The sequence below is a fragment of the Streptomyces sp. NPDC008121 genome (assembly GCF_042957155.1).
Classification (GTDB): domain Bacteria; phylum Actinomycetota; class Actinomycetes; order Streptomycetales; family Streptomycetaceae; genus Streptomyces.
Window position 1 is genome coordinate 1 of sequence record NZ_JBIBHT010000026.1, and the last position, 22817, is coordinate 22817.

Annotated in this window: 23 protein-coding genes and 1 pseudogene; 11 read left to right on the forward strand and 13 right to left on the reverse strand. The window is 67.9% G+C overall.

The annotated features are described in order from the left end of the window. Positions 1-88 precede the first annotated feature (88 nt). The 12 genes and pseudogenes from ACFZBD_RS34025 to ACFZBD_RS34080 form a co-directional block, all read right to left on the reverse strand. Positions 89-506: pseudogene (locus ACFZBD_RS34025) on the reverse strand (IS5/IS1182 family transposase); the annotation flags it as partial. Between the two features lie 1248 nt (positions 507-1754). Continuing rightward, positions 1755-2252 (reverse strand): hypothetical protein, encoded by a 498-nt coding sequence (locus ACFZBD_RS34030; protein WP_391147351.1) that lies wholly within the window; start codon positions 2250-2252, stop codon positions 1755-1757. A 911-nt stretch (positions 2253-3163) separates the two neighbouring features. Continuing rightward, positions 3164-3559: a hypothetical protein gene (locus tag ACFZBD_RS34035; protein ID WP_391147354.1), complete on the reverse strand. Its 396-nt coding sequence runs from the start codon at positions 3557-3559 to the stop codon at positions 3164-3166. A gap of 652 nt (positions 3560-4211) precedes the next feature. Further along, on the reverse strand, positions 4212-6410 hold the full coding sequence (locus ACFZBD_RS34040; RefSeq protein ID WP_391147357.1) for a hypothetical protein: 2199 nt from the start codon (positions 6408-6410) through the stop codon (positions 4212-4214). Continuing rightward, a complete protein-coding gene (locus ACFZBD_RS34045; RefSeq protein ID WP_391147358.1) occupies positions 6407-7483 on the reverse strand; it encodes a hypothetical protein in 1077 nt (358 codons plus the stop codon). Before ACFZBD_RS34045 ends, ACFZBD_RS34040 begins: the two co-directional genes overlap by 4 nt. Positions 7484-7570: 87 nt before the next feature. Continuing rightward, entirely contained in the window at positions 7571-8851 is a 1281-nt protein-coding gene (locus ACFZBD_RS34050) for a hypothetical protein (protein ID WP_391147360.1), read from the reverse strand. A 5-nt stretch (positions 8852-8856) separates the two neighbouring features. Beyond that, the gene (locus ACFZBD_RS34055) at positions 8857-9165 is read right to left on the reverse strand and encodes a hypothetical protein (RefSeq protein ID WP_391147362.1); all 309 of its coding nucleotides are present in this window, start codon (positions 9163-9165) and stop codon (positions 8857-8859) included. A 1-nt stretch (position 9166) separates the two neighbouring features. Then, a complete protein-coding gene (locus tag ACFZBD_RS34060; protein WP_391147364.1) occupies positions 9167-10156 on the reverse strand; it encodes an NlpC/P60 family protein in 990 nt (329 codons plus the stop codon). 165 nt (positions 10157-10321) lie between these two features. Next, entirely contained in the window at positions 10322-11935 is a 1614-nt protein-coding gene (locus ACFZBD_RS34065; RefSeq protein ID WP_391147366.1) for an FtsK/SpoIIIE domain-containing protein, read from the reverse strand. Positions 11936-12175: 240 nt separating this feature from the next. Further along, a complete protein-coding gene (locus ACFZBD_RS34070; RefSeq protein WP_391147369.1) occupies positions 12176-13276 on the reverse strand; it encodes a hypothetical protein in 1101 nt (366 codons plus the stop codon). Positions 13277-13375: 99 nt separating this feature from the next. Then, a complete protein-coding gene (locus tag ACFZBD_RS34075; protein ID WP_391147371.1) occupies positions 13376-13645 on the reverse strand; it encodes a hypothetical protein in 270 nt (89 codons plus the stop codon). A gap of 368 nt (positions 13646-14013) precedes the next feature. After that, positions 14014-14178 carry a hypothetical protein gene (locus tag ACFZBD_RS34080; RefSeq protein ID WP_391147372.1) on the reverse strand — a complete coding sequence of 55 codons (165 nt, stop codon included), beginning with the start codon at positions 14176-14178 and terminating at the stop codon, positions 14014-14016. Positions 14179-15709: 1531 nt separating this feature from the next. Between ACFZBD_RS34080 and ACFZBD_RS34085 the strand changes: the two genes are divergently transcribed. From ACFZBD_RS34085 to ACFZBD_RS34135, 11 genes are all read left to right on the forward strand, one after another. Further along, entirely contained in the window at positions 15710-16012 is a 303-nt protein-coding gene (locus ACFZBD_RS34085) for an antibiotic biosynthesis monooxygenase (RefSeq protein ID WP_391147375.1), read from the forward strand. Next, positions 16009-17271, forward strand: a complete 1263-nt coding sequence (locus tag ACFZBD_RS34090; protein ID WP_391147378.1) for a helix-turn-helix domain-containing protein — start codon at positions 16009-16011, stop codon at positions 17269-17271. The genes ACFZBD_RS34085 and ACFZBD_RS34090 overlap by 4 nt, the downstream gene beginning before the upstream one ends. Before the next feature lie 210 nt (positions 17272-17481). Next, complete coding sequence (locus ACFZBD_RS34095) at positions 17482-17745, forward strand: hypothetical protein (protein WP_391147381.1); 264 nt, start codon at positions 17482-17484, stop codon at positions 17743-17745. A gap of 232 nt (positions 17746-17977) precedes the next feature. Further along, a complete protein-coding gene (locus tag ACFZBD_RS34100; protein WP_391147383.1) occupies positions 17978-19183 on the forward strand; it encodes a hypothetical protein in 1206 nt (401 codons plus the stop codon). 158 nt (positions 19184-19341) lie between these two features. Further along, complete coding sequence (locus tag ACFZBD_RS34105; RefSeq protein WP_391147387.1) at positions 19342-19602, forward strand: hypothetical protein; 261 nt, start codon at positions 19342-19344, stop codon at positions 19600-19602. Continuing rightward, on the forward strand, positions 19599-19889 hold the full coding sequence (locus ACFZBD_RS34110) for a hypothetical protein (RefSeq protein ID WP_391147390.1): 291 nt from the start codon (positions 19599-19601) through the stop codon (positions 19887-19889). The genes ACFZBD_RS34105 and ACFZBD_RS34110 overlap by 4 nt, the downstream gene beginning before the upstream one ends. A 266-nt stretch (positions 19890-20155) precedes the next feature. Beyond that, positions 20156-20626 carry a transposase gene (locus ACFZBD_RS34115; protein WP_391147392.1) on the forward strand — a complete coding sequence of 157 codons (471 nt, stop codon included), beginning with the start codon at positions 20156-20158 and terminating at the stop codon, positions 20624-20626. Then, positions 20623-20895, forward strand: coding sequence for a hypothetical protein (locus ACFZBD_RS34120; protein WP_391147395.1), 273 nt, complete (start codon positions 20623-20625; stop codon positions 20893-20895). Before ACFZBD_RS34115 ends, ACFZBD_RS34120 begins: the two co-directional genes overlap by 4 nt. A gap of 428 nt (positions 20896-21323) precedes the next feature. After that, on the forward strand, positions 21324-21542 hold the full coding sequence (locus ACFZBD_RS34125) for a hypothetical protein (protein WP_391147397.1): 219 nt from the start codon (positions 21324-21326) through the stop codon (positions 21540-21542). Next, entirely contained in the window at positions 21532-22104 is a 573-nt protein-coding gene (locus tag ACFZBD_RS34130) for a DUF6262 family protein (RefSeq protein ID WP_391147399.1), read from the forward strand. Before ACFZBD_RS34125 ends, ACFZBD_RS34130 begins: the two co-directional genes overlap by 11 nt. A gap of 35 nt (positions 22105-22139) precedes the next feature. Next, positions 22140-22406, forward strand: a complete 267-nt coding sequence (locus ACFZBD_RS34135; protein ID WP_391147402.1) for a hypothetical protein — start codon at positions 22140-22142, stop codon at positions 22404-22406. 267 nt (positions 22407-22673) lie between these two features. Here the strand turns inward: ACFZBD_RS34135 and ACFZBD_RS34140 are convergent. After that, positions 22674-22817: transposase (locus ACFZBD_RS34140; RefSeq protein WP_391146643.1), on the reverse strand; the 144-nt coding region annotated here is incomplete at its 5' end.

Genomic DNA, 22817 nt, shown 5'->3' on the forward strand with positions numbered 1-22817 from the left:
ACAACTCCCACAACTCATCCGGCACCAGCCGCTCGGCAAGACTCGTCATGCCCAGCACAACGAGCCAAACCGCCAAAGGAAACGACGTCTTAAGATCTCTGTACGCGTCCAGGGTGGCGGGCAGGAGAGTGGTCGCGGATGGCCGCCGCTGCCGGCTCAGTGACCAGGGACATGCCCTGCGCCCTCGGTCAACTGCGAGCGTTGATCCTTGTTTGGCGCGGTCGACCGCGCTTCTCCCGGCGCACTCACCACCGGAGGGGGCTTTGCTGATACCAGCCGTCCGCGACGAGGTGGTCCACGTCCAGGCCGATCATCCAGCCGCAGGCGGACAGGACGGCCAGCCGCAGCTCCTCCATGACTCCAATTGATCCACTCGCCCCTACGGCGCCGCAACGTCGTGGCGGGCAGCGCTCGTCGGCCGCGTGTTCGTAGCCGCAGCCGAAGACGAGGACCTGGACCAGGCGGCCGAAGACGGCCTCGTCCGGAATCCGCGGGTTGTGACAGCCTGGGGATGGCGTTCCCCACTCCAGTTCGGCCGACGGCACGCCCATGGCCGCTTTGACTTCGAGTCTCTGCAGACCCGGCTAGCAGCCGTCGCCTGGCCCGACGACGCCGAGTTCCTGGCGTCAGCGCGGCCCCGAATTGATCGCCGAGTTGATGTCCGGGGCCCAGGCCGTGGGCTGACAATCTGAACCGTCGGCTCTCCGCGACCAGGACTGCGACGCGGGAGCTGCTACGTTGCCGGCTGCGTAGGGGGCTCTTACCCCCGGCTGCTTCGCCGCGTGTTTCCTGCACGGGGCGCGGCACGGCCACCTGCTGCGGGCCTCTGCCCTGTCGGCATCTCAGCGGCGCGTGGGCCACGGACCAGCCCGTACCCACCGGCCGCCGGGGCCGCTGTCCACGGCGAAGCGATTCGCACCGCTTCCTCCAGCGGCCTCTCACCGCCCACGTGACAGGCCCGTCCCTCCGCCATTCCCGATCGAACCAGGACGCTTCACCCAGCGCTGCCTCTTCCTTCCGGACTTGTCGAACCCTACGTGGGTCCGTGTCCGTCAGCCCCGGGGCAGGTCAGGATGGGCGTCCTACGCGCAGTGCGCTCGGGCGTAGGTCGCGTGGTCGGGAGAACGCCGGAGGCGTGGACTTCTGTAGCGCTCCGGGGGTGCCTGATGATCCAGCTGCTGTCCTGGATGTCGCGGTATCGGTGGGAGAAGCCGCTGGCGTCGCCGCACGGAACAGGGCGAAGGCGGGTCCGGGGGCGGTGTATGGGCGGCATTGGGCGAGGCAATCCCGACCGGCAGTTTCGTAGGTCCTCCAGCGCGTGGTGCGCCCCCTGCATCTCCCTGTCAGTCCAGCGCTGATGACCTTGCCGGTCTACCGCGCCGACTGCGACGCCCAAGCATGTCAGTCGGCGCAGGCAGGCGGCTGGCGCCCTGTGGTAAGTGGCTGATGCCCCGGCGGTTGCCGCTTCTGCGGCAGACCATCCGCACCCCGCGCCCAGGCCCCTGCCCGGCCGTCTCGCCTTATCCGCTGGCGTGGCTGATGACGGCCCTTCCAATCGCTATACAACGCCCCGGCCGGTGCCGGGCGGCATCCGTCAATTTGCGTTGCGCTGCGCCCGGTGCCCAGCCCTCCGCTGGCGGGGCACCGCCGCCGCCGAGACTGCCCAGCTCGGCGACTTCTTCGCACATACCTGATCGGCGGCCGGTGGTCCGCCCCCGAGAATAGTCCTGGTGAAGCTAGGACGTCCTACTTGATCAGGCTTCGGCGTCCATGATTACAAGCGTCCCGGGGACGGAAGTGTCGAAGTCAAAAACCGGCGGCCCGGACCCGATCTCCCGGAAGCTGAGGTTCATTCCCTGAATGAAAAAATCCACCTCTACCATTTTGCCGGGACCCGACATATCCAGCACCCGGTAGTCCGCGATAAATTCGTTCCAACCCGCCATCTCCCACACGTCTACGGTGTCGGTTGTATGGGCCGACAGGACGTGCTCGGCCTGGACAGCAGGACCGTCTTCGTAGGCATGATCCCAGCCCAGGTTGTTCTTGGTGTGAACATTACCGGCTACTTGCAGATCATGACTGGAGTTATTCACTATATGAAACGGAGTCGAGAAGGCAGGAGCTGCCGTACCAGCTGGCGTACTTCCCGATGCAGGTGCGTCAGCGAACGCGGCGGGCGCTGCTCCTGTGGCTGCCAGGAAGGCTGCAGCTGCCATCATCACGCCAACAGCTGGGATCCGGATTCGCATACACCCTCGTCTCTCTTGTCGGCGTCCAGCACCAGCTGGACCTTGCACAGGCCAGGAGGCGCTCTGATGACAAATACGCCTACGCTCCCGGTCCTCAAGTTGTGCTTCTATTTGTACCGCATGCCGCGGGGAGCAGCCGTCCCCCGATCGGCCATAAATGAGGCTCGACCGGCGGAGGGCTGCGGTGGCGGCCGAGGTAGGCGATAAGGACGCCACGATGGGCGGACGCGGAACGTCGGCCCCGTCAGGCGCGAAGCGGCCCAGGCCGGAAGTGAATGTCATCGCTCTCCAGTTGAGTGGCTCGTCATCGGCGTAGCGGGTGCCTCCCAAGGAGAGTCATAGCGGGCCCGTGCACCTGGGGTGTGGCAGCAACTAACTTCTGATCAGGAAGCCTTGTCAAGCGACTCCTCCCCCTTTTTGAAGGAGGGGGCTTTTCGCTATGCCCGGCCGGCATTGCGACGGGCCTGCCCGGCCCGTAGAACGGCGAGTGCTCCCACTGGGTCCGCGTGCGCGCGGTGGCCGCATGAGACGCAGCGGAACCCCTCTCCTGCGAGGACCGGATATCCGCGGAGATGTGCCCCCATGCGGGGCAGGTCCGGGAGGTATGCGGGGTCCACGGCGAGCACTTCCCGGTCGGCGCTTCCAGCCTTGCTCCGTGCGGCCCGATGACCTTGTCAGTCACCGTTCAGCGCGGCTGTCAGGCTCCCGGACCGTGCCGTCGCCGGGGGTACGTCGCCCCTTCGTGTCGGTGCTGCCGATCGCCGCGTCCGCGGTGGTGGCGGGCGCGCAGTCGCACCCACCCTGCAACCGTCGCCTCCTTGCGGCGGCCCCGGCATACTTGCCGGTGGCACCCTGGCACCCGGGGAAGCTGTAGTCGAAACACTATCGCCAGGACTTTTACATGTTGACCATCAAGGGCTTTTGCATGCCTTTACTTCGAGTTCTTCCGCGTACTTTTCGAGAAGTATCCAGTGCGGATGCGGGTGATCTTTGGGGTCCGCGCTTCCAGGTAGGCCTGTCCTGGAATCAAGCTGTTCTCTCACCGTTAGGCGTCTAAGGCGCTTAGCGGCTTCCCGGAGTACATTTGAGAATTTGTCGTCCCAGAACGGGACATGACCATTGACGTCGAAACGCCGCTTGGCGTCTATTCTTTTCTGCGACCACTTCAGGCAGCGGTCCACTTCACGCAGAAAGTTCTTCCAGTCCTGCTCTGATAGTCCGTACACCTTCATTGCGGCGAGGACTGATTCACCCGGTTCGGGCACTGGGGGGTAGTCGGGGCCTTTGTGCTGGTCTTGCGAGCCCATAGTCATTTCCTCCGGGCGGCGGGGCGGACGGGGCAGCCTTGGTCGTGCCGGCCCTCCAGCTCAAGTGTGGAGCAGAAGACGCAGCCCGGCACACGCTTGGCTTGCCGCGCACGGAACGCGGACCAGGGTTCCTCAGGGGTTTCCATGGCGCTCTGTGGCTGCGGTGTCCGGGAGGTCATTCGGGGCAGCCTCCGAGCGGCTGCAGGTGGGCTGGTGTTCTGAGTCAGGAATTCGTTTCACGTCCTTGAGTGCGGCGGCGGCGATGGTGCGTAGAGCGCGGCGGAGCCGCACACTACGTACTCCCCGGCCGGGAGCTGTAACTCAAGGAGAGCGGCGAACAGGCCGTCAGGATCGGTGAGCTTCATACGGCGACCAGGGCCAGGATGGCGCGGATGCGATCGGTCATGCTGGGTGTGCTCCTCATCTCGGCTTCCGGGGTGCGGGGTGTGCGGGGTGGCCGGCCTCATGCCGATGCTGCGGGCGCCCCGTGACGCTGCCCCGGCCCATGCCTGGCCGGGGCAGCGGTGTTCAGCCCTCAGACGCGCTCGCAGCCCTTGAACGCGCCGTGCCCTGCGACCGGGCAGGTCGCCAGGGCGCGGCAGGCACAGGTACTCGGAGTCAGATGTGGGACGGGTGCAGGTCGGTCTGCCTGTCACAGGTCGGACGGCAGGCGGGCCCCGGTCACAGCGTCGTAGGCGACACCTGTGGGGGAGAGGCGGATCTCCCGGGAAGTTGCGCGCGCGCCTTCCTTCCAGGTCCTCCCGCCTACGGAGACCCGCACGGTCACGTCAGCAAGCGGGTCCTCTACGGGCAACATGACCTCAGGGGACTCGGGGTACCAACGGCCCCTCTGGGTCCCGGTGGCGCTCTCCTCCCCTGCGTCGATCCTTAGATAGCGGGCGTTCCGGTCGAAGTAGGACCGCAGCTCGATGACGACGCGGCTCCGGTCGCTGTTCCACTGAGCGATCACGTCCGCTTTGACGCCGTCAATCTGGAGAGCGGCCCCTGACCTGCCCTTGTAGGCGGCGGTCTTCGCTTCACGCTCCCGCTGTTCTACCTTGGCATCACCCATCTGATTGACGCCGACGATGGCGAGGGACAGGGCCGCGACGGTGGCGACGTAGGGCCAGGCGCGGCGGCGGGGCCGTGGGGGCGGTTCCTCGGTGGAGGCCGACGGCGGGGCCGGGTTGTCGGGCATGCGGTGCCACTGCGGCTCCGTACCGCCGTCATTGTGCTCGAACCAGTCGACGTCTTTGCCCATGCGGGCGACGGTAGCGCGTAGCTGTACGGCCTGTTCAGGGCTTCCGCACAGGTCAGCAACTCTTGCGCGAGTCACCAGCCACGAAACGGCCTGATCGCTGCTGATGCCGTGGGCGGTGATGTCCTCGCGCTCCCCGATGGCGGCGAGCTGAGCGGCCTCGTTGCACCGCCCCTCCCGCGCGGCCTGGACCACGTCGTGGTGTCGTGGGTCTATGACGTTGGGCGGCATCTCCCAGTCCCACTCACCCTCTTCCTCAGGGGCGCTGAGGAAGGCCTTGACCGGTACCGTCTGCTCGTCCTCGTCCTCCTCCTCGTCGTCGGCGCGGTCGTCCTCCCACTCCTGGTCGACGTTCTCTTCGCCGCACTCGCCGTACTCGATGTCCTCGATGTCCTCGACGTCCTCGACGTCCTGGTCGTGGATCTGCTGTGCCCGGCGGCGGCGCGAGGAGGTGTCCGTGAGCGCGGCCTCTTCGTCGGTGAGCGTGGTCTGGATGATGTCGACGTAGCCGGGGCCGACCTTCCACACGGCCTGCCCGGGGCCGAGGGCCGGGATGGTGTCGATGGCCCACTGCGGCAGGCCGAGCAGCGCGCCTACGGCTGCGGCTTCTTCGGGGCCGAGGCGTCCCACGTGGGCGATCTCGCACAACCGCGCCAAATCCTGCGCCTTGCCGTCGCCGAGGTCGGACAGGGTGTGCATCACCACGTCCAGCGACAACGCGGCCTTACGGGAATTCTTGAGCTGCCGCTGAATCAGGGACGCGGTCGCCGGGGACAAGAGGATCTGCCACGCCTCCTCCAGGACCAGGTGGCGGTGGACGGCGGTCGACTGCGGCAGCCACACGTGCTCCGCCCAGCACGACACCGCCGCCATCAGCGACGGAATCGCCGGGCTATTGCGGTCCAGGCCGGTGAAGTCAAAGCTCAGGATCGGCAGGTCTGTCGGGGGCAGGCTGGCGTCCTGCCCGTCAAACAGGCCGCTGAGTGAGCCGTCGGTGTAGCGGGACAGCGCGATGGCCGCGCCTACCCCCCACGCGGCGAGCGTTGCAGCCGGCCACCGCCCGTCTTCGGGGCTGACCAGCGCGTCCACCAGGCCGCCGAGCGCGTCGGCTTTGGGGTGGGAGAGCGCGTGCTGGAGAGCGTGGGTGGCCTGGTGGCTGAGCGCGTCCGGCTCGACCGCCAGGATCAGCGACCGCACCAGCTGCTCTCGCACGGCGATCGGAAACAGGTCGCTGAGCGGGTTGAGGGTGAAGGATCCGGCGCGGATGACCTTGCCGCCGAGCGCGTGCACGAGCGGCTGCCACTCTCCGGTCGTGCCGTCCTCGCCGAAGGAGTCGATGACGACGGCCTGGTGGCCGTTCTCCCGGATCTCCCGGTGCATCCGTGCCTTGGCGGTCGACGACTTGCCCGACCCGAGACCGCCCAGAGCGAGCGAGTTCGTGGAGGGCAGGACGGCCGTGTCCGCCTGGACGGGTGAGAGGTGGAAGGCGCGGCCGTCCAAGAGGGAGCGGCCGATCGGGATACCAGGGAAACGGGTGCTGGAGGCGACCAGGGGGGCGGTGATCGCGGCGTGGGTGGAGGGCAGACGGATCACAGGATTGCCCCTTTCTGGGTGGAGGCTCCGTGCGGGGTGGTCATCACGTGGGCGCGGTGCTGCTGGCCGGTGAGCCAGTCGAGCCGGATGCGGTGCCGGTCGGCCATCAGGGAGGCCTGCCAGCGGGCATCGGTCACGGCCTCGGGGCTGTCGCCCCACACGGTCAGGTAGGCGTCCAGGTCCACGAGCGTGGCCCCCTGGACCAGGGCGCCGTGGGCGGCGCTGGAAGCGAGCTGGAGGGCGTCCTGCTTGATCTTGTCGGTGGTCCACGCCTCCGCGGCCGCGCTCTGCCAGCGGGCCGAGCGCCGCGACTGCGCGGCGGGCAGCGGCCGGTACAGGACGGCGAAAGACCGGTCGGCCTCCCCGTCCTCGAGGAGCAGCCGGCGCATCAGGTCGCCGTCAGCCGTGTCGGGCCAGGACGTCACCCGGGCGGTAGCGGCGAACCGGTCATCGTCCAGGCCGACCCAGCCGGGGCCGCGCTCCACCACGACCGGGGGCGGGTCCGGCTCCAGAAGCGTGAGTGCTCCGAGGCGCGCGAACTCACCTTCCAGGGTGCCCAGGACCCGGGCGGGCTGACCGATCAGTCCCTTGGGGACGTGCACGGAGATCGTCTGCGTGTGGGCGGTGGTCTCGCCGACCGTGGCGTGGTGGGTGACGTGGACCTGGATCCCGGCGGTGCGGGCCTGACTGCCCGCGAACGTCAACGCGCGGGAGAACGCGTCATGGAACTGGACGCGCCGCAGGGGGTCCTGCATGGTGCCGTGCTCCGGGTACAGGGCCCACGTCATCGTCGCCCCCGGCCGGTCCACCACCGAGTCAGGGATCGTGCGCTCCCCCAGCCGTCGGTAGCCGACCGTGGCCCACCGGGCGAGGGAGCGCGGCCCCGGGGCGAGGTTGAGCAGCGCTGCTGCCGCTCCGACCGCGCCGAGCGTCCACAGCGGGGGCGGGGTGACGATGGCGGACATCAGGACGGCTCCGCCGACCCCGGCGTTGAGCTTGGTCAGCGCGGTTTCGGCGGGGCTCAGGCCGCGCTGCAGAGCGGGCACGCGGTAGCCGGGCGTCAGCGAGTACACGGTGATCTCCTCCAAGGGATGTGGGACCGAACCGGCCCCGGTGCCCGCGTCAGGAAGGCGCGGGGACCGGGGCCGGGAGAGCGGCCTCTAGGGGGTGTTGGGCGGGGGATTCCCCTGCCGAGGGGCGGGCGGGTGGGGCGGCCTGACCGGCGGAGCACCAGCCGGGCCGGGCGCCCCGGCGGGCGGGGCGCCTGCCGGACGGGGCGCCCTGACCGGGTAGCCGGCCGCAGCGCGCGCCTCGCGGCGCGCCTGGCTGAGCTGCGCGGTGCGGACGGTGTCCCGCCGGACTTTGGCCACCGCGGATTCGGTGGTGAGCCGTCCGGGCCGCTCGCGCTGCCGGACGCCATAGGCACCCAGGAGTACGCCCCCGTCCTGCGACATCGCCCGGCCCGGGGTGCTGACCGTGCGCGGGTCGCGCGGCGTGTTCTCCTGCTCGTACACAGTCGGCGCCCCGGCCCGCATCACGGTGTGCGCCACGGGGTTGGTGGTGTGGCGCTCGACCAGCGTCCGGGCGGCGCCCGCCAGGCGCGGGCCGAAGTACGGCACGCCATGGAAGATCATCCGCAGCATGATTGCGTCGGCGGCGACCAGGAGCACCAGGTCCATCGCCACCACCCCTTTCGCGAGCGACACGAACGGGGCGACCAGCAGCAGGGCGAACGGCGCGAACAGCAGCCCCAACAAGCGCTGAACCCAGCGCTTGAGGGCGGTCGTGTCTCCCCCTCGTGCCAGCGAGGCCAGCACGAGGGGAGCCATGCAGACGAACGCGATGATGCCGAGCTGCCGCGTCATGAAAACCAGCGCCGCGAACGCGAGGGCGACCACCAGGCCGGCCACGATCAGCAGCACCGCCAGCGGGTCATCCGACTTTGCCCCCAGGTCGGTCCGGATGACTTCGAACAGCGTGTTCTCGTTGCTGTCGAACGCGGTCTTGAACGCTGCGCTGACCGACTTGTTCAGGAGCATCACCGCACCGGGGATGGCGCCCATGGCGGCAACGGCTGCCAGGGTCCATCCGGTGGAGGCCCCCATCTGCCGCATGCGCGGCGCGCCCTGCCACGCGGTCAGAGCGCACACCACGACCACACAGACGAAGATCGAGACCGCGAGATGCTGCCCGAGCCACAAAAACGGCGCGTAGAGCGCACTGTCCGTATCCGCCGGCGCCCAGGCATCTTTAGGCGCCACCAGTTCGTTGATGGTCTCGATCAGATCGCGGGCGAGTTCGACGACGCCGTTGGCGGCTGTATCGGTAATGTCTCCGCCGACTCCGCCCCCGGCGCCGGGAGGGCCGCTGCCGTCCGAGTCACACAGGTTGCGCTGGGTTTCTGGTAGCGCGTCGCACGGGTCCTGCGGGTTGTCCGGCATGCCGGTCAGCTCTCGTACGCGGGAGCGGTGACGGCCGGGGCCGGCGCGGCAGCGGGCTTGGTCACCGTGGAGAACAGCGTGCTGCCGTACAGCGCGAGGATCACGGCGACGAACAGCGTGCCGATCGCCATGGAACCCTTGCGCAGCGCGGTCTTGGGGTCGTTGGAGAGCTGGAGCAGCATGCGGACGGCGATCACGGCGATCACGGCGGCAACTCCCTTGGTGACCAGGCCGCCGCCGGTCATTCCGATGGTGGCGAAGAAGTCGGAGAATCCGCCGGACATGTCGATCCCGGCAGCGAGGGTGGAACGCATTTCAGATCTCCTTGTTGTGGTGGGAACCGGGACGGGCGACGGCGAACAGATCACGCATCGTGTCCAGGGGGCTGTAGCGGACTTGCTTTCCCGGGCGGGGAGCGTCGATCATCCAGCCGTTTCCGACGTAGATTCCGACGTGGTGAATGCTCGCCGCACTGGAGCCGTAGACGACAAGGTCTCCCGGGAGCGGCTTTGTGACGGGCTCCGAGACGGCGTATTGCTGCGCCGCGGTGCGGGGCAGATTGATCCCGGCCTGAGCGTAGGCGTAGAGCGTGAGTCCCGAGCAGTCGAATCCGACGATGACCGCTCCGGTACTCCCGTTAGGGGAGCAGCATATTCCCTTGCTCGGGCCGCTCGCGTTTCCTCCGCCCCACGAATACGGCTCACCGAGCTGCGACCGTGCCGCATTGACCACGATCGACGCCCGCTGTGTATCCGGAGCCTTTCCGCCGCCGGAGGTCTCATTGGCCCGGGCGGTGATGAGGCGGACGTAATTCTGTGTTTCTGTGATCGGCGGGACGCCCTTGTGCTGGCGGACGGCGCCGGGCCCTGCATTGTAGGCGGCTAGCATGTTGTGCTGTTTGTTTCCGGGAATGTCGTCCACTTCCCGGGCGAGGGTGCACAGGTATTTCGCCGAGGACGGGATCGCGTCCTCGGGATCCCATACATCGCGCTTGCCGTCGCCGTTTCCGTCGATTCCGTGACTTGCCCACGTGGACGGGATGAACTGCGCGATTCCCTGAGCATCGGCCGGTGACACGGCCCTCGGATTGAATCCGGATTCCTGCTGGATCAGTGCGGCCAGCAGATTCGGGGTGACCTCCGGGCAGGTATTTCCCGCCTGTTCGATCAGCCCCTGGTACTGCGCGGGAACGGCCATACTGAGCGCCGTCCCGACCGGGTCGTCGCCGGCGGCCTGGACGAGCGCGGCGACGACAACGGCCGCGGTGGCCCCTACGCCGAGTGTGAGCGCTATGGAGGCTCGCAACGCGGTTTCTCTCCCTTCTGGGTTCTGGCGTGTTTCCGCTGTTCAGGTCCGCCACCCGCGCCCGCCAGGGGCCCGCCCTGCCCCCGCCACCCGGGCGTGGGGAGCCGCCACCCGCCGTTGTGGGTGGCGGGGCCGTGGCGGGCCCCTGGCGGGCACGGGTGGCGGTCACGAAGCGGACATGGCGGCGGCGGTGAGATCGTCCAGCCGGTATCCCCGGACGCCCTTCGCCCCCTTGCCTGCCGGGACCCCGAGGAGGGCCGACAGCTTGACGCCGAGCTGGCTGGGGTTTTCCGCCTGGACTCCGAGAGCCGGGGCCAGTTCGGATGTGGGAATGAACTCCACGCCGTTTTTCCGCATGATGTCGATCGCCTGCTTCAGCGGGGATTCCGGTGCTGCACTCAATTTCTTCTGCTGCCGGTCATATACGCCGTCCACGACTTCCCAGATGAATTCGTCCGGGAAGTCGAATCCTCGGACCAGCGTGGAGACGCCGTGCGCGAAGAGCACGCCTTGACCCTTGATGTTCGAGTCGAGCAGTGCAGGGTTGATCGGGGCGACCGTTTCGAAGTACGTGTCACCGAGGGCGACTTTCGCTGTTCCTTCCGATGCCACGTAAAGGCACATGCGGTATAGGAACTGGTCCCGGACCATCACGGGGATGGCGTTCTGTGCCGGGCGCTGGGTCAGCATGACCGTGGAGATTCCGGATTCCAGGGCTTTCGCGACCAGGGCGCGGGCTTTGTCCGCGACCCGGCGGGACTGCTTGATACCGGCAGGCGTGCCGTCGTCGGCGAAGAAATCCGCTGCCTCGTCCACGATGAAGAAGACCGGCGTGAAATTCGGTGCGGGTTTCCGGTTCCGGATTGCGTCCTGGATTTTTGCGTAACGGCGCTCCACGCGGGCGTTCAGCTCGTCAAGCATGTTCTCCATGACGGCCGGACTGTCCGACGCTTCGTAGCGGACGGCGATCTTCTCGAACCGCGTCAGTCCGCAGTGTTTTCCGTCGAGGAGATACAGGTCGAATTCGCCGTACGCGATCAGCAGGCAGGTAATGAGCCCGTTGACCAGCGTCGTTTTACCCATCTGAGTCATTCCGCCGACCAGCAGCGATGCCTTGTCGAAGGTCGGCACGCCGACCAGTTCGCCGGTGACGTCATGCCCGAACGGCACGCCCGCGAACGACTCGATCGCGCTGCGGGCCGGGGCCGGGAAGGGCTGGGTGAACGGCGGTGCGTCGAGCACCAGGAGCTTGACCCTGCGTTCGTTGTCGCGGGCGCGGTCGAGCTTCAGGTGCAGGCGGGTGACGCCGAACATCCCGGCGACGGCGGCCAGCTTCTTGTCGACGTCGGCGTAGGTGCGGCCCTCGGGCACCAGGAAGTCGTACTCCTTCCCGGTGCGCTTCGGCGTGATCGTGACCTGGTCGGCCCGGATCACCTGATCCCTGCCGATGACCCCCGCCGTGACGAGCGCCTGAGTCAGCGGCTCGTCCCTTGCCGGGCCTTCCCCTTCCTCCATGGCCACCACTTCGGCTGCCAGCGCCGCAGAGGGCTTCTCGGCGGGGCTCGTGGCCCACAAGCGCTGGATGCGGGTCTTGACCCACCAGGCCGCATAGCCGAGGGCGACCAGCGCCCCGGCGGTCAGCAGCACGGTGGCCGGCCAGGACAGGCCGAGCTTGTCTTTGATGGCGGCGAGGGCACCGAACACGATCGCCAGCCCTCCGATCGCACCGGCCGCTTGCCCGTACGCGTCGTCACTGGCCTGCGGTTTCTTCTTCCCCACTCCCCCTCCTTCTGTGATCTTGAGCACGAGAGCATATGCCGCACGGGTGCTCGATTTCCTGGGGTTTTGGTGATGCTCGTCAGGTCTGCTCCCCTGGGTCTGCAACCTGCGGGCTGCTCGCCGGGTCACTCGCTGGGTCTGCATCGCTCGACTGCGTCGCTTCCGGCAGTCGCAGCAAGGGCCAACTCGCTCTCGCGGGTTGGCCCTCACTGGTGGTGCCGGACGGTGGCGCCGGAGACTTCAGGCGTCCGCCGCTTCCTCCTCGGCGTCGTCCTCCGACGCCTCGCCCTCGTGGGTCATCAGCGCGGCCCATTCGAGGCGGATGCGCTGTTGGCTGCCCATGTAGCCGGCCTGCCGGAACGCGCGGGCGGCCTGCCGGTAGGACATGGGCGGGTCCCTGGAGTAGCGCAGGTGCCGCAGCACGACACTGAGCTGATCGTCAGTCAGCGGCACACCCGGTACGGGTACCGGAACGCCCGCCACGGCCGCGACCTCGTCGAGCGTGACGGCCCGCGTCGTCTCGTGGGACGGCTCACTGCCCATACCTGTGCTGACCTGTGGGACGAGAGCGGGACGCCCGACGGACAGGGCGGGACGCTCAGGTGTCCACTCTTCCAGAACCGGCAGCGCGATGGCCGCCACCGACGCGGGCAGTGCCTTGCTCGCCGTGGTCTTCTCAGTCGCCCGCGCCTGCGAGTGCAGCCGCTTCGTCATGGATTCCTGAGTCTTGAGCACGGACAGGCGGTAGGCGGTCTCCGCCTTGGCCACGCGCTCCTCCAGGCCACGCGCGAGCTGCAGAAGTTCGATCCGGTGCGCCGCGTCCGCCTCCATCTCCTCCAGGCGGTCGGCGACCTGCTGCCGCTTCGCGTCGATCCTCTGTCGGGTCGAGGCCGAGGCGCGGCGGCCGAGGGCGGGCAGGGCGACCCACCACGCGGTCTTGGTGGCGACGATCGCCAGCGGGGTGAGCACGACGGCCAGGTCCACCCCCGTGCTGCCGTCCCGCGTGAGGAGTTCGGCGGTCGGCACGGCGGCGTTGACGGCCGTCAGGAAGAGACCGGCCGCGCGCACGCGGCGCGCACGCGCGCCGTTGTTGCCCGCCAGGACCTCCGTGGCCTGGAAGACCACGCAGAGGGCATCGAGCGCGAAGACGGTGGGAACCGCCCACCCGCCGAAGCGGGGTTCGAGGATCTGGTAGCTGACGGATACGGACAGGATGGCGACGCCGAACGTCACCACGCCCAGCACTGCGAGGACTGCCCCTCGCCAGTTCCAGGACCGGACGGCGGGTACGTCGCCCCCTGCGTCATCCGGGTTCGGTCGGGTCTTGCTGAAGGGAAGCACGTACGTCTCCTAGTCTGAGAGGGCCGCTGCCGGTATCCCGCGCAATGCGGGCGCGGGAGCCCGGCAGCGGTCCTGCGGAGTCGGATCGGACTGGACGGATTAGCCGCGCTGACGCGGCACGTCGCCAGCGCCCGCGGGGGTCGGCGCCAGGGCGCCGTGCGGCAGCTCGTCGCGGTCGAGCGACCAGTGCAGAACCGTCGCCCGGGCCCACCGCGGATCGTCCGCCGTGAGCTGCGCGAGGACTTCCGTGTAGAGGGCGTGGCGGCCCGTGCCGGGCGGCACGTCCACGGTGGAGGACCAGCTGCGCATCTCAACTCCGACATGCGTCGGGAGCTGGAGGGTCAGGACGAAGTGGTAGCGCGTCGTCACGATGTCCTACCTTCTTTCTAGGTCTGATCGGTCATTCGTAAGATCGGTGGGCCCAGGGGGTCTGGGTATGGCTGTCACGGTGTCGCCGCTGGATGGCTCAGGAGACTTGGCCGCCCGGAGCCCCGCGACGACTCGACCGCTCATTGGGAGACGCGACCCGATCGCTGTGTAGGACAATGTCGGCGAGGTCGTCTGCTGGGTTCGTGTACGACGAGCTGGCGGAGGTGGCTGTGCTCGAGATCTGGGCCGGAGTCTCCTGAGCGGTGAGGTGGTGCGGAGTCGGGCTGCCCGGCTCCCCTGGACACCTCACGGCCCCGCCCCTCCAACCGGAGGGAGGAGCTGTGCGGGTCAGGCAACCAAGGCAGCCCTCAGGTGCGCTTACGGTTGTTGTAGGCGTCCTGGAGCCGCGCGAAGCTCTCGAACAACCGGGCGCCCTCCGTGCCCCGCGCGTTCGCGGTGCAGGCCGAGCAACCGGTGTCGTGTGAGCGCAGGTCGGCGGCGGCGCGCGTGTAGCGCTTGTACAGGTCGCGCACCGCTCAGCGACCCAGCGCGCGGCATGCGTCACACACGCCGCCGTTCCATCCAGGGAAGGTGGCGCCGCACGCCGAGCACTGCCCATTGACGGACGCGGCCGGCGCCCGGCCGGTCATCACACGGACGCGGCCGGGGGAAGGGGCGGCGGCCCCGCCGCAGCGGCACCGCCAGAACGCGCAGATGCCGCAGGCGTCGTTCATGTCGGGCCGGTGCAGGACGAGTACCGGTTGCCGCTCGTATCCGGGCTGCATTTGCTGGAGCGTGCGCCGGGCCTGCCGACCGGCCCGCGCGGCGCGGGTGTCGCCCTCGGCGGACAGGGTGTCGAGCAACCGCACCAGGCGCCACACCGGACCGGCCGCAGTGCAGCGGCAGGACTCGAAGTTCCCCCCGCATGCGGGGCACTGACCGGCCAGGGCCCCCGGGATTCCGGGAAGCGGGCGTGTCATGCTGATCATTGGGTCCTCCACGAAGGACTCAGACGGCCTCGGGGCTCTCATCCCCCGGGGCCGTCACCTTTTGGGAGCGGACGTACGCCCAGCTCCCAGCGGCACACGAATGCGTGCCGCAGCACCCCGGACCGGACTCGAACCGGTCGAACTGTTCCTAAGGGGTCCGCGATCTCTGCCCTTGTCTCACCTGTGCGCTCGGCTCGCTTGTCCGTCCGGAAGGGCGGCATTGGAGAAAGTGCACGCTGCTCATCGCATCGCACAGGCAGGGCCGGCTTGTCGCTGTTGCCTGTCCCGCAATCTCGCCTGCGGGCTAGCGGGCCACATCACCCTGTGGACCGGGCCGGGTTAACCCACGCTGCCTACCTCACTCGGAAGGGCGGGCGGTTCAGCTCGGGGCGTCCCGGATCTCTGCTCTCTATGCAGTTCAGAAGGAACAGGCGCTTCCTTTCAGGCCGCCATCACGCGCTGCCTGTCCGGGCTCCCGCGTTTCCGCAGGTCAAGCTCGCCTTCGGATCGCGCGCTGTTCGCTGGCGCAGAGGTCATCACGGCTGCCGGTACTCACAACGGGACTCGCCGCGGTGGCAGTGGTGAGCGCGTTGACCTGGCAGAGGCGGGTGCGCTGCGTGCTGATGATCTTCGCGACGCGTGGGCTGCCGAGGTCATCCGATAGGGACCTCAGCCCTCGCCGGGACCGGCTGACGCCTGTAGCCCGGGGCCGACTCAACGAGCGTCCGCCGCGCCGGGCGGACGACAGGGTCCGTACGGGACCGGCGCAGCACCTCGAAGGTATCGCGGGAAGTCGGGTGGACGGTGGTGATGGTGTTCGTGCGATCCTGAGCCATGTCGGATCACGCCTCCTGGTAGTGCAGGTAGGGCAGGTCTGGCGTCGAGGGCCCGGTGTGTCAGCACCGGGCCCTTTCTGCTGCCGCCGTGGTGGCGACAGGACGGAACGTACTCGCACTGTTAGTGCGAGTCAACACCACAGAGAGACTTTCAGTGCGACTAGCACAAAGACTTCAGATGTGAGACTGTGCGCATGACTAATCCAGGAGGAGCAGTGGCGAGGGGATACGCACTAGCTGTGCGGTTCATCATTCGCGACGCCGAAGCAGCAGCACAGTTCGACGCCCTCGTGGGCCGCACCCTTGAGGGCATCCGCAGTGAGCCGGGAACGCTCGTCTACGTGAGCCACATGCCTGTGGACGAGCCGCTGGTGCGGGTCTTCTACGAGCTGTACGCGGATGAAGCAGCGTTCCAAGCTCACGAGGAGCAGCCGCACACCCGGCTGATGCTGAAGGAGCGAGAGCAGTACCTGACCAATACCGAAGTGACGTTCATGCACGAGACGGCCGGCAAGAGGCCCTCGGAACCGGAGGCAACGTGAAACTCACAGGGAAGGAGGTGGACCCGAAGGACCGCGCCTTCGGACGGCACATCCAGAAGCTCCGCCAGGCTCGCAAGTTGACCCAGACGGAGTTGGCCGGGCGAATGCAGAAGACGTCCAGCTGGATGTCGCAGGTCGAGCGCGGGGTTCAGAGAGTCGAGCGCCTCGACGTGCTGCAGGACCTGGCGGACGCCCTGGGCGTTTCCGTTCAGCAACTGAAGCCCGGAGCACCCGGGCCCGCCGAGGCTCCGCCGCTCCAGCCGACCGTCTTCAAGTCCAACGACCTCGACGAGGCACGACGGCTGATCTCGGGACACCCCGCGATCGGCACGATTCTCGGTGCTCTACGTCCCACGCCGCGGCGAACTCTCTCGGAGCTGTCCGTCGACGTCGATGAGATGTGGGCACTGACGCACGCGGGCGAGTTCGCGGACGTCAGCGCCCGTCTGACCGAGCTCCTTCCGGACCTGGAGCAGACGGTACGCATCGTCGACGCAGCCGAGCGCGAGGAGGCCTACCTTCTGCTGGCCCGAACCTATCAGGCCCTCGCGGCTGCGTTCGTTCGGCAGGACGCCGCGGACGCCGCCTGGGTCGCGGCCGACAGGGCAATCTGGGCCGCCGAGCTGTCCGGGAACCACCTACACGTCTGCGCTGGCGTCTTCCGGATGGTGCACGCGTTCGTCCGGCTCAGGATGCTCGGGCAGGCAGAGCACGCTGCCACGACCGCGATCGAGGCGCTGAAGGCTGTTGACGAGCGCGGCGAACTAGCGTTGGAAGGTCTGGCGGTCCTTGGATCCCTGCACTTGGCTCTGGCTCTGGTCTGCGCCAGGGGCCACGATCGCTCCGGCGCGCGGTCCGCGATCGAGGACGCCCGCGGGGTGGCCCGTCGCATCGGTGAAGACCGGAAGGATTTCAACCTCGAGTTCGGCGTGACGAACGTGGAGATCCAGGCCGTCTCAACAGCGGTGGAACTGGGAGATGCGGGCGAGGCGCTCGACATCGGTCTCTCCGTCGACGCCGAAGGCCTCTCCCCCGAACGTCAAGGGAGGCTGTTGATGGAGCTGGGGCGAGCCCACGCGCAGCGGCGCCACACAGGCGAAGCACTCGCCTGCCTGCTGCGCGCCGAAACCCTCGACCCGGAGACAGTCCGCACCCACGTGGCGTCCCGGAAGGTCATCCGGGAGCTCGTCCTCGTCGAGGGGCCCGGGGCCCCGCCAGAATTGATGGACCTCGCGGCGCGCGCCGAAGCCCTGGAGTAGTCGTTGAGAGAGGAGTGACGTGATGGGTCTGTAGCCCTGCCCGGCGTTAATGACGGCCGACCGGTCATCACCCCGGCCGACCGCCTTCATGGCCGCTGTCCTGCGAAGACGTAACGCGGCCACATGCAGATCGCCACATGAGAGGGACCTGCGTTGACCGACCCTACCCAAAATTCGGAGACATCGAAGTTTCCGTCTTGGTTGGAGAGCTTGCTCGCCGACCGCCGCGACATCCCGCCCGTCCTCACCTTCGCCACCGGTGCCCCTCTGCTCATCGAGCTCGGCCTGGTCGGCACCATCACACCCGACGGGCTGCGGTACATCGCCCGAAGCGATCCCGCCTGGCCCTTCGGCCCTGGCCGACAGCGCCCCTACCTTCCCGTCGGCAACGCGCGCGGCATGGAGACGCGGGAGTTCCTCGCCTTTTTCGCGCTCGGCCCGGCCCGCGGCGGGCGGGGCCTGAACCGTTCCTGAACGCGCGAAAGGCCGGCAGAGCTGCGAACTCGCCGGCCTTTCAAGCACAACAGCGGATTGCCCTCCGCTGATCAAGACCCCACCTCGTGAAAGTTGGTATCTCGGTGTCGAGAGTACCGGTAGTTGGCGTTACGCCAACAAGTTCACCCACCGTCATCACCCCTCTGCTGTTGGTGAGGCCATGAGTGCCATTCGGCCGCGCGTAACTCGAAGGGGCGGCCAGCTGGACTGGGTGAAGTTCGACTTCGTGGTTTCCCGCAACGGCAGCATCGACCCCACCGACAAGGCGCTGTACGCGGCGATTGCCTCGTTTGTCGACACCGAGACTCGCGAGTCGCCCCACACTCAGGATTTTGACCTCAACGGCATTCCGCTCGACGTTCCCACGCGTGCCCGCTTGGCGGAGTGCATCGGCCGGTCGGTCGACACCGTGGATCGCTCGACGAAGCGCCTGGAGGCTCTGGGGCTGCTGCGGGTTCACCGGCAAGCCGACCCGGACAACCCGAAGCGAATGCTGCCCAGCGAGTACGAGCTTCTGGACCACGAGATGTGGGACCAGCGGGCCGCTGAGAGGGTCGCGCGGCGTGCCGAGAGGGATGCCAGCGAAACATCGCCCAGTTCAAGGGGTGGCCGCATGGGTGCGGCGGGGGGTGGCCGCATGGGTGCGGCGGTAAAAGAAGTAAGAGAAGTAGAAGAAGAGAAGGGGGAGGAGAAGGCGTCTTCGACGCGTAGCGTCGTTGACGGGCGTAGCCCTTCAACCTCAGGTAGTAGGGACGCTAGGGGTGAAGGCGGCTCCGCCGCGTCCGGCAAGACGAAGCCCTCCCCCACCACCCCGAAGACGCCGGCCGCGGGGAAGAAGCGGCACACGACGGCGGAGCTCGGCGTCGTCCGCCAGGTCCGCGCCTACTACCCCCCGGAATTCGGCAACGAACTGCCCGAGCTGCCCACCATCTCGGACGCGATCTTGTCCGCCATGGCCACAGACGGCCGGACCGCCGAGCAGGTCGGCGAGCGGATCCTCTACCGGTGGCTCCACCATGGGTACGCCGACAAGTACGCCGCCGGCACGCTCGACAACCCGATCGGTGCAGCGGTCGGCATGGTGCGGCCGCTGCGCCATGGCGACCGGTACGCCTGCCCAGACGCCCGGTGCGAGAACGGCCGGGACATCGACACGGGCGAGGACTGCCGACTGTGCGCCGTACGGATCGCCGACCGTAAGGCCGCCCAGCAGCTGGCGAAGCAGCCTCCAGCTGCCTCAACCACGCCGGCGCCCGCGATGCCCGCCCAGCGGGCCCCTGAGGGCCGTGCGACGCCTCCCGTGAAGGACTGTACCGGCCCGTACTGCAACCGCGCGATCCCCACCGCGGGCGGCGACCTGTGCAGCGACTGTCTCGAGTCCGAGGGTGCCACCACCGCACGTCCCGCGCCGTTCTGACCAACAGAGGCGGGATTCATCCGAATCCCGCCCCGGCGCCCTTCCCCGGCCGACAGGATGTTTCCCATGCCCATGATGCGTAGCCGGCGACCGCAACCCGTCGTCGTAGACCCGAGGCGCTAGCGGCCAACCTCTCGCTGTACGACCTCGGTCTCTACGTGAAGGTCAGCGAGTGGCTCGCGCTGCTGTGTGACGACGTTGGCGTCGACGAGTTCATCGCACAGATCCGCCGCGGTGCCTTCGGCGAACAGAACAGCGAGGCCGAGCTCCGCGCCGGGCTCCAGCGCCTCGCCCCCGCCAACCTCATCGACCTCGACGATCCACAGGAGGAAGACGGGCCGCTCGCCCACCTCCTGGCCGAGCGGATCCAGAACCTGCCCCCGCACCCCACCCAGAAGCACCCGCAAGGAGCCTCATGACCGTCGACCAGGACACCAGTCAGGACGACAGGAAGGGCGTGAGCGAAGCACCCGACCTTCACCTTCGCTGGAGTGACAGCCAGGATGCATCAGGGTATGCAAACGACCTCACCCACGCGGCAGAGCAGGTGGCCGACGACGCCAACGAACCGTCTGACACGCTGGCCCTTGCCGCGACAGCCGCCGTCACCAGCGCAGCTCTCGGAAAGACGCTGGGACACGAGTGGGCCCCCTACACCCCTCAGGACGCAGCGGTCGTCGCCTCGGCCATCACCGCCACCCTGTAGGATTCGATGGCGAACCTCCGCCTTCTGGAGCAGGCCGTTCGCAGCAGCATCGCGCAGCGCGGGCACTTGTCGATCCCTGCACCAACGGAGTTCGGTGAAGAGAGAATCGGCCGTCAAGGCGCGCACCCAGGCGATGAACCAGCTCAAGGCCGTCCTCCTGGTCCTCGACCCGGCCCTGCGCGAACAGCTGACCGCGGCCTGAGGAACCCGGCCCTGATCACCACCTGCGCGGACTCGACGACGACCGCAGCGAGACAGCGTTCACGATGCGTCTGCTTGCCCGCCGGGTCCAGAGCCTCTCGCTGGAGATCAAAGAGCTGACCAAGCGAACCACCAAGGCCGTCCGGGCCAGCCGGCCACAGCTACTGGAGCTGGTGGGCGTCGGACCCGACAGCGCCGCGGTCCTGCTCATCGCCGCAGGTGACAACCCCGACAGGCTCACAGACGAGGCATCGTTCGCAGCCTTGTGCGGTGTCAGCCCGGTCGAGCAGTCCTCCGGCAAAACCCGGCGAAGGCGACTGAACCGCGGCGGTCACCGTCAGGCCAACGCAGCCCTCTACCGCATCGTCCAGTCCCGCATACGCTGGGACGACCGCACCCAGACCTACCTTGAGCGACGCACTGCCCAGGGCATGTCCAGGCGCGAGATCATCCGCTGCCTCAAACGCTACGTCGCACGGGAGCTCTACCGGCATATCCGGCCACAGACGGCCACAACGGCGCCCCCCGCTGCTTGACGAACCATAGGGGCATCCACAAGAAGCGCCGCTACGGCAGGAAGCTGGAGATCACCGTCGAGACCGCCGACGTGATCAAGAAGTGGCAGGCACGGCGCCGGGAGCTCGAGGTCGCCACCCGCAGCGGGCCCGAACTCTTCCCGGCGATCACTGACCGCAGCGGATTCGCCCACATGATGACCAACAGCTTCGCTGGCGCGATGCGCGAATGGGTCGCTTCGATCCCGCAGTTACTGAGTGACGACCTGGGCGAGAACGGCGACCGGTAGCCCTTCGACCGCACGCTGATCTTCCCTTACGCGTTCCGGCATTCCTATGCCCAGCGTCACGCCGACGCCGGCGTCGCCCCTGACGTCCTCAAGGACCTCATGGACCACCGGATGATCAGTACGACGATGTCGTACTACCAGGTCTCCCAACAGCGGAAACGCGAGGCCATCACCGCGATGCGGCGGCATTCCGTCGACCGTTCCGGCCACTCGGCCCCCTTCGCCAGCACCACTGACTACGAGGCCCAGTCGGTCGCCGTTCCGTTCGGCAACTGCCGCGAGCCCAGCAACATCAAGGCTGGCGGAAGACCTGCCCAATCCGCTTCCAGTGCGCCGGCTGCGGCTTCTATCGCCCTGACCCGTCCTACCTGCCCGCGATCGAGGAGCACGTCAACTCGCTGCGAGCGGACCGTGAGACCGCCTTGGCGATGGACGCGGACGACTTCGTCGTCCGCAACCTCGGCGATCAGATCACCGCCTTCACGACCGTCGCGAACACGATGCGCGAGAGGCTCGGTGGTCTCCCCGAGGACGAACGCGAGGAGATCGAGCAGGCCAGCGCAGTCCTGCGGAAGGTTCGTGCGACCCGCGACCACAAGCTACTGCCGCTGACCGTGATCCCAAAGGAGGCCCGCGATGCCGGCTGACACCGCCAGCAAGACGCCTGCTGAGGTCCTGAAAGCCGCCCGCCAGCGCGACAGCGCGGACAAGCGCGGACGCGTCCTCAAGGCCGTCCAGGACATGCTCCGCGACGACCGCCGCATCACCTTCGCCGCGGTCGCCCGCGAGGCAGGCGTCTTCAGTTGGCTCGTCTATGCCCCAGGCATCCGCGAGCGGATCGAACAGGCGCGTTCCCGCCAGGCAGCCCAGGGCCACCACGACGAGCAGAGCGGTCGGAAGATCTCCGCTGCCAGCGAGCAAACCGACCTTCTTCTCGCACGCGAGGAGATCAAGCGACTGCGAGCCGAAAACGCGGGCCTGCGGCAGCAGGCCCGCGTTCACCTCGGCCAGCAGGTCGAACCAATCGGCAACCACGACCTGATCGACCGCGTCAACGAGCTCACCGAGGAGAACCTCCGGCTGTCCACGGCGGAACGGCAGGCGACCACCCAGAACGCGGAACTCCGTCAGCGAGTCACCGAGCTTGAAGACGACCTCGCCGCCGCCCGCACCAGCCTCCGTCGCATAATCCGGGACCAGAGCCGTTAACGCGACGCGCAAGCAGAAAGAGTGCGGGCGAGGACCTGGATGCCGTCTGCAATGTCGACGTCGAGGTGCGGTTGACAGCGGACGGCTCCCGCTGGAGCGCGACCGTGTTCACTCTCGCCGAGGTCGAGCGACTGATGAAGAGGTGGTCCCAGACAGGCTCGGAGTTGGGCGGTCGCTACTTCTGGTGCTCTGACGGCCTGATCGTCCGGGACCCCGGCATCGAGAGCATGACTCAGGTGCTTGTCGGCCTGCTCGATGCTGGTGACTTCACGCAGGTTCTTCAGCGGCTCGACGACGAGTAGCCGGCTGACTCATTCTGAAATGATCAGTAGGCATGCTGTCCCGTGACTCACGTCCCTCACACACCCGATCGGCCTGAACTGCGGATATGTTCCGCGAACCCCAGATAAGCATCATGATCGTCACATACATCGAAGCGGACTAACCGACGCGCCTGCCCATGGAAATCCCGAACCTATCGTCCGAGCAGGTCGGCTTCCGCCCCAGGACCATCCCCGCGGCCAGGCGAGCGGCACCGGCTCTCGGCCGGAGAGGTCTAAGACCTCGTTTCACTTGGTGAGCCGCCGGTAGTTGATGAGGCTGGTGGCGATGGCTGTAAAGGCGAGGAAGTGCTCGGGCTTGCGCTCGTAGCGGCGGTGGAGCCGGCGGCAGCCGGCCAGCCAGGACATGGTCCGTTCGACGACCCATCGGTG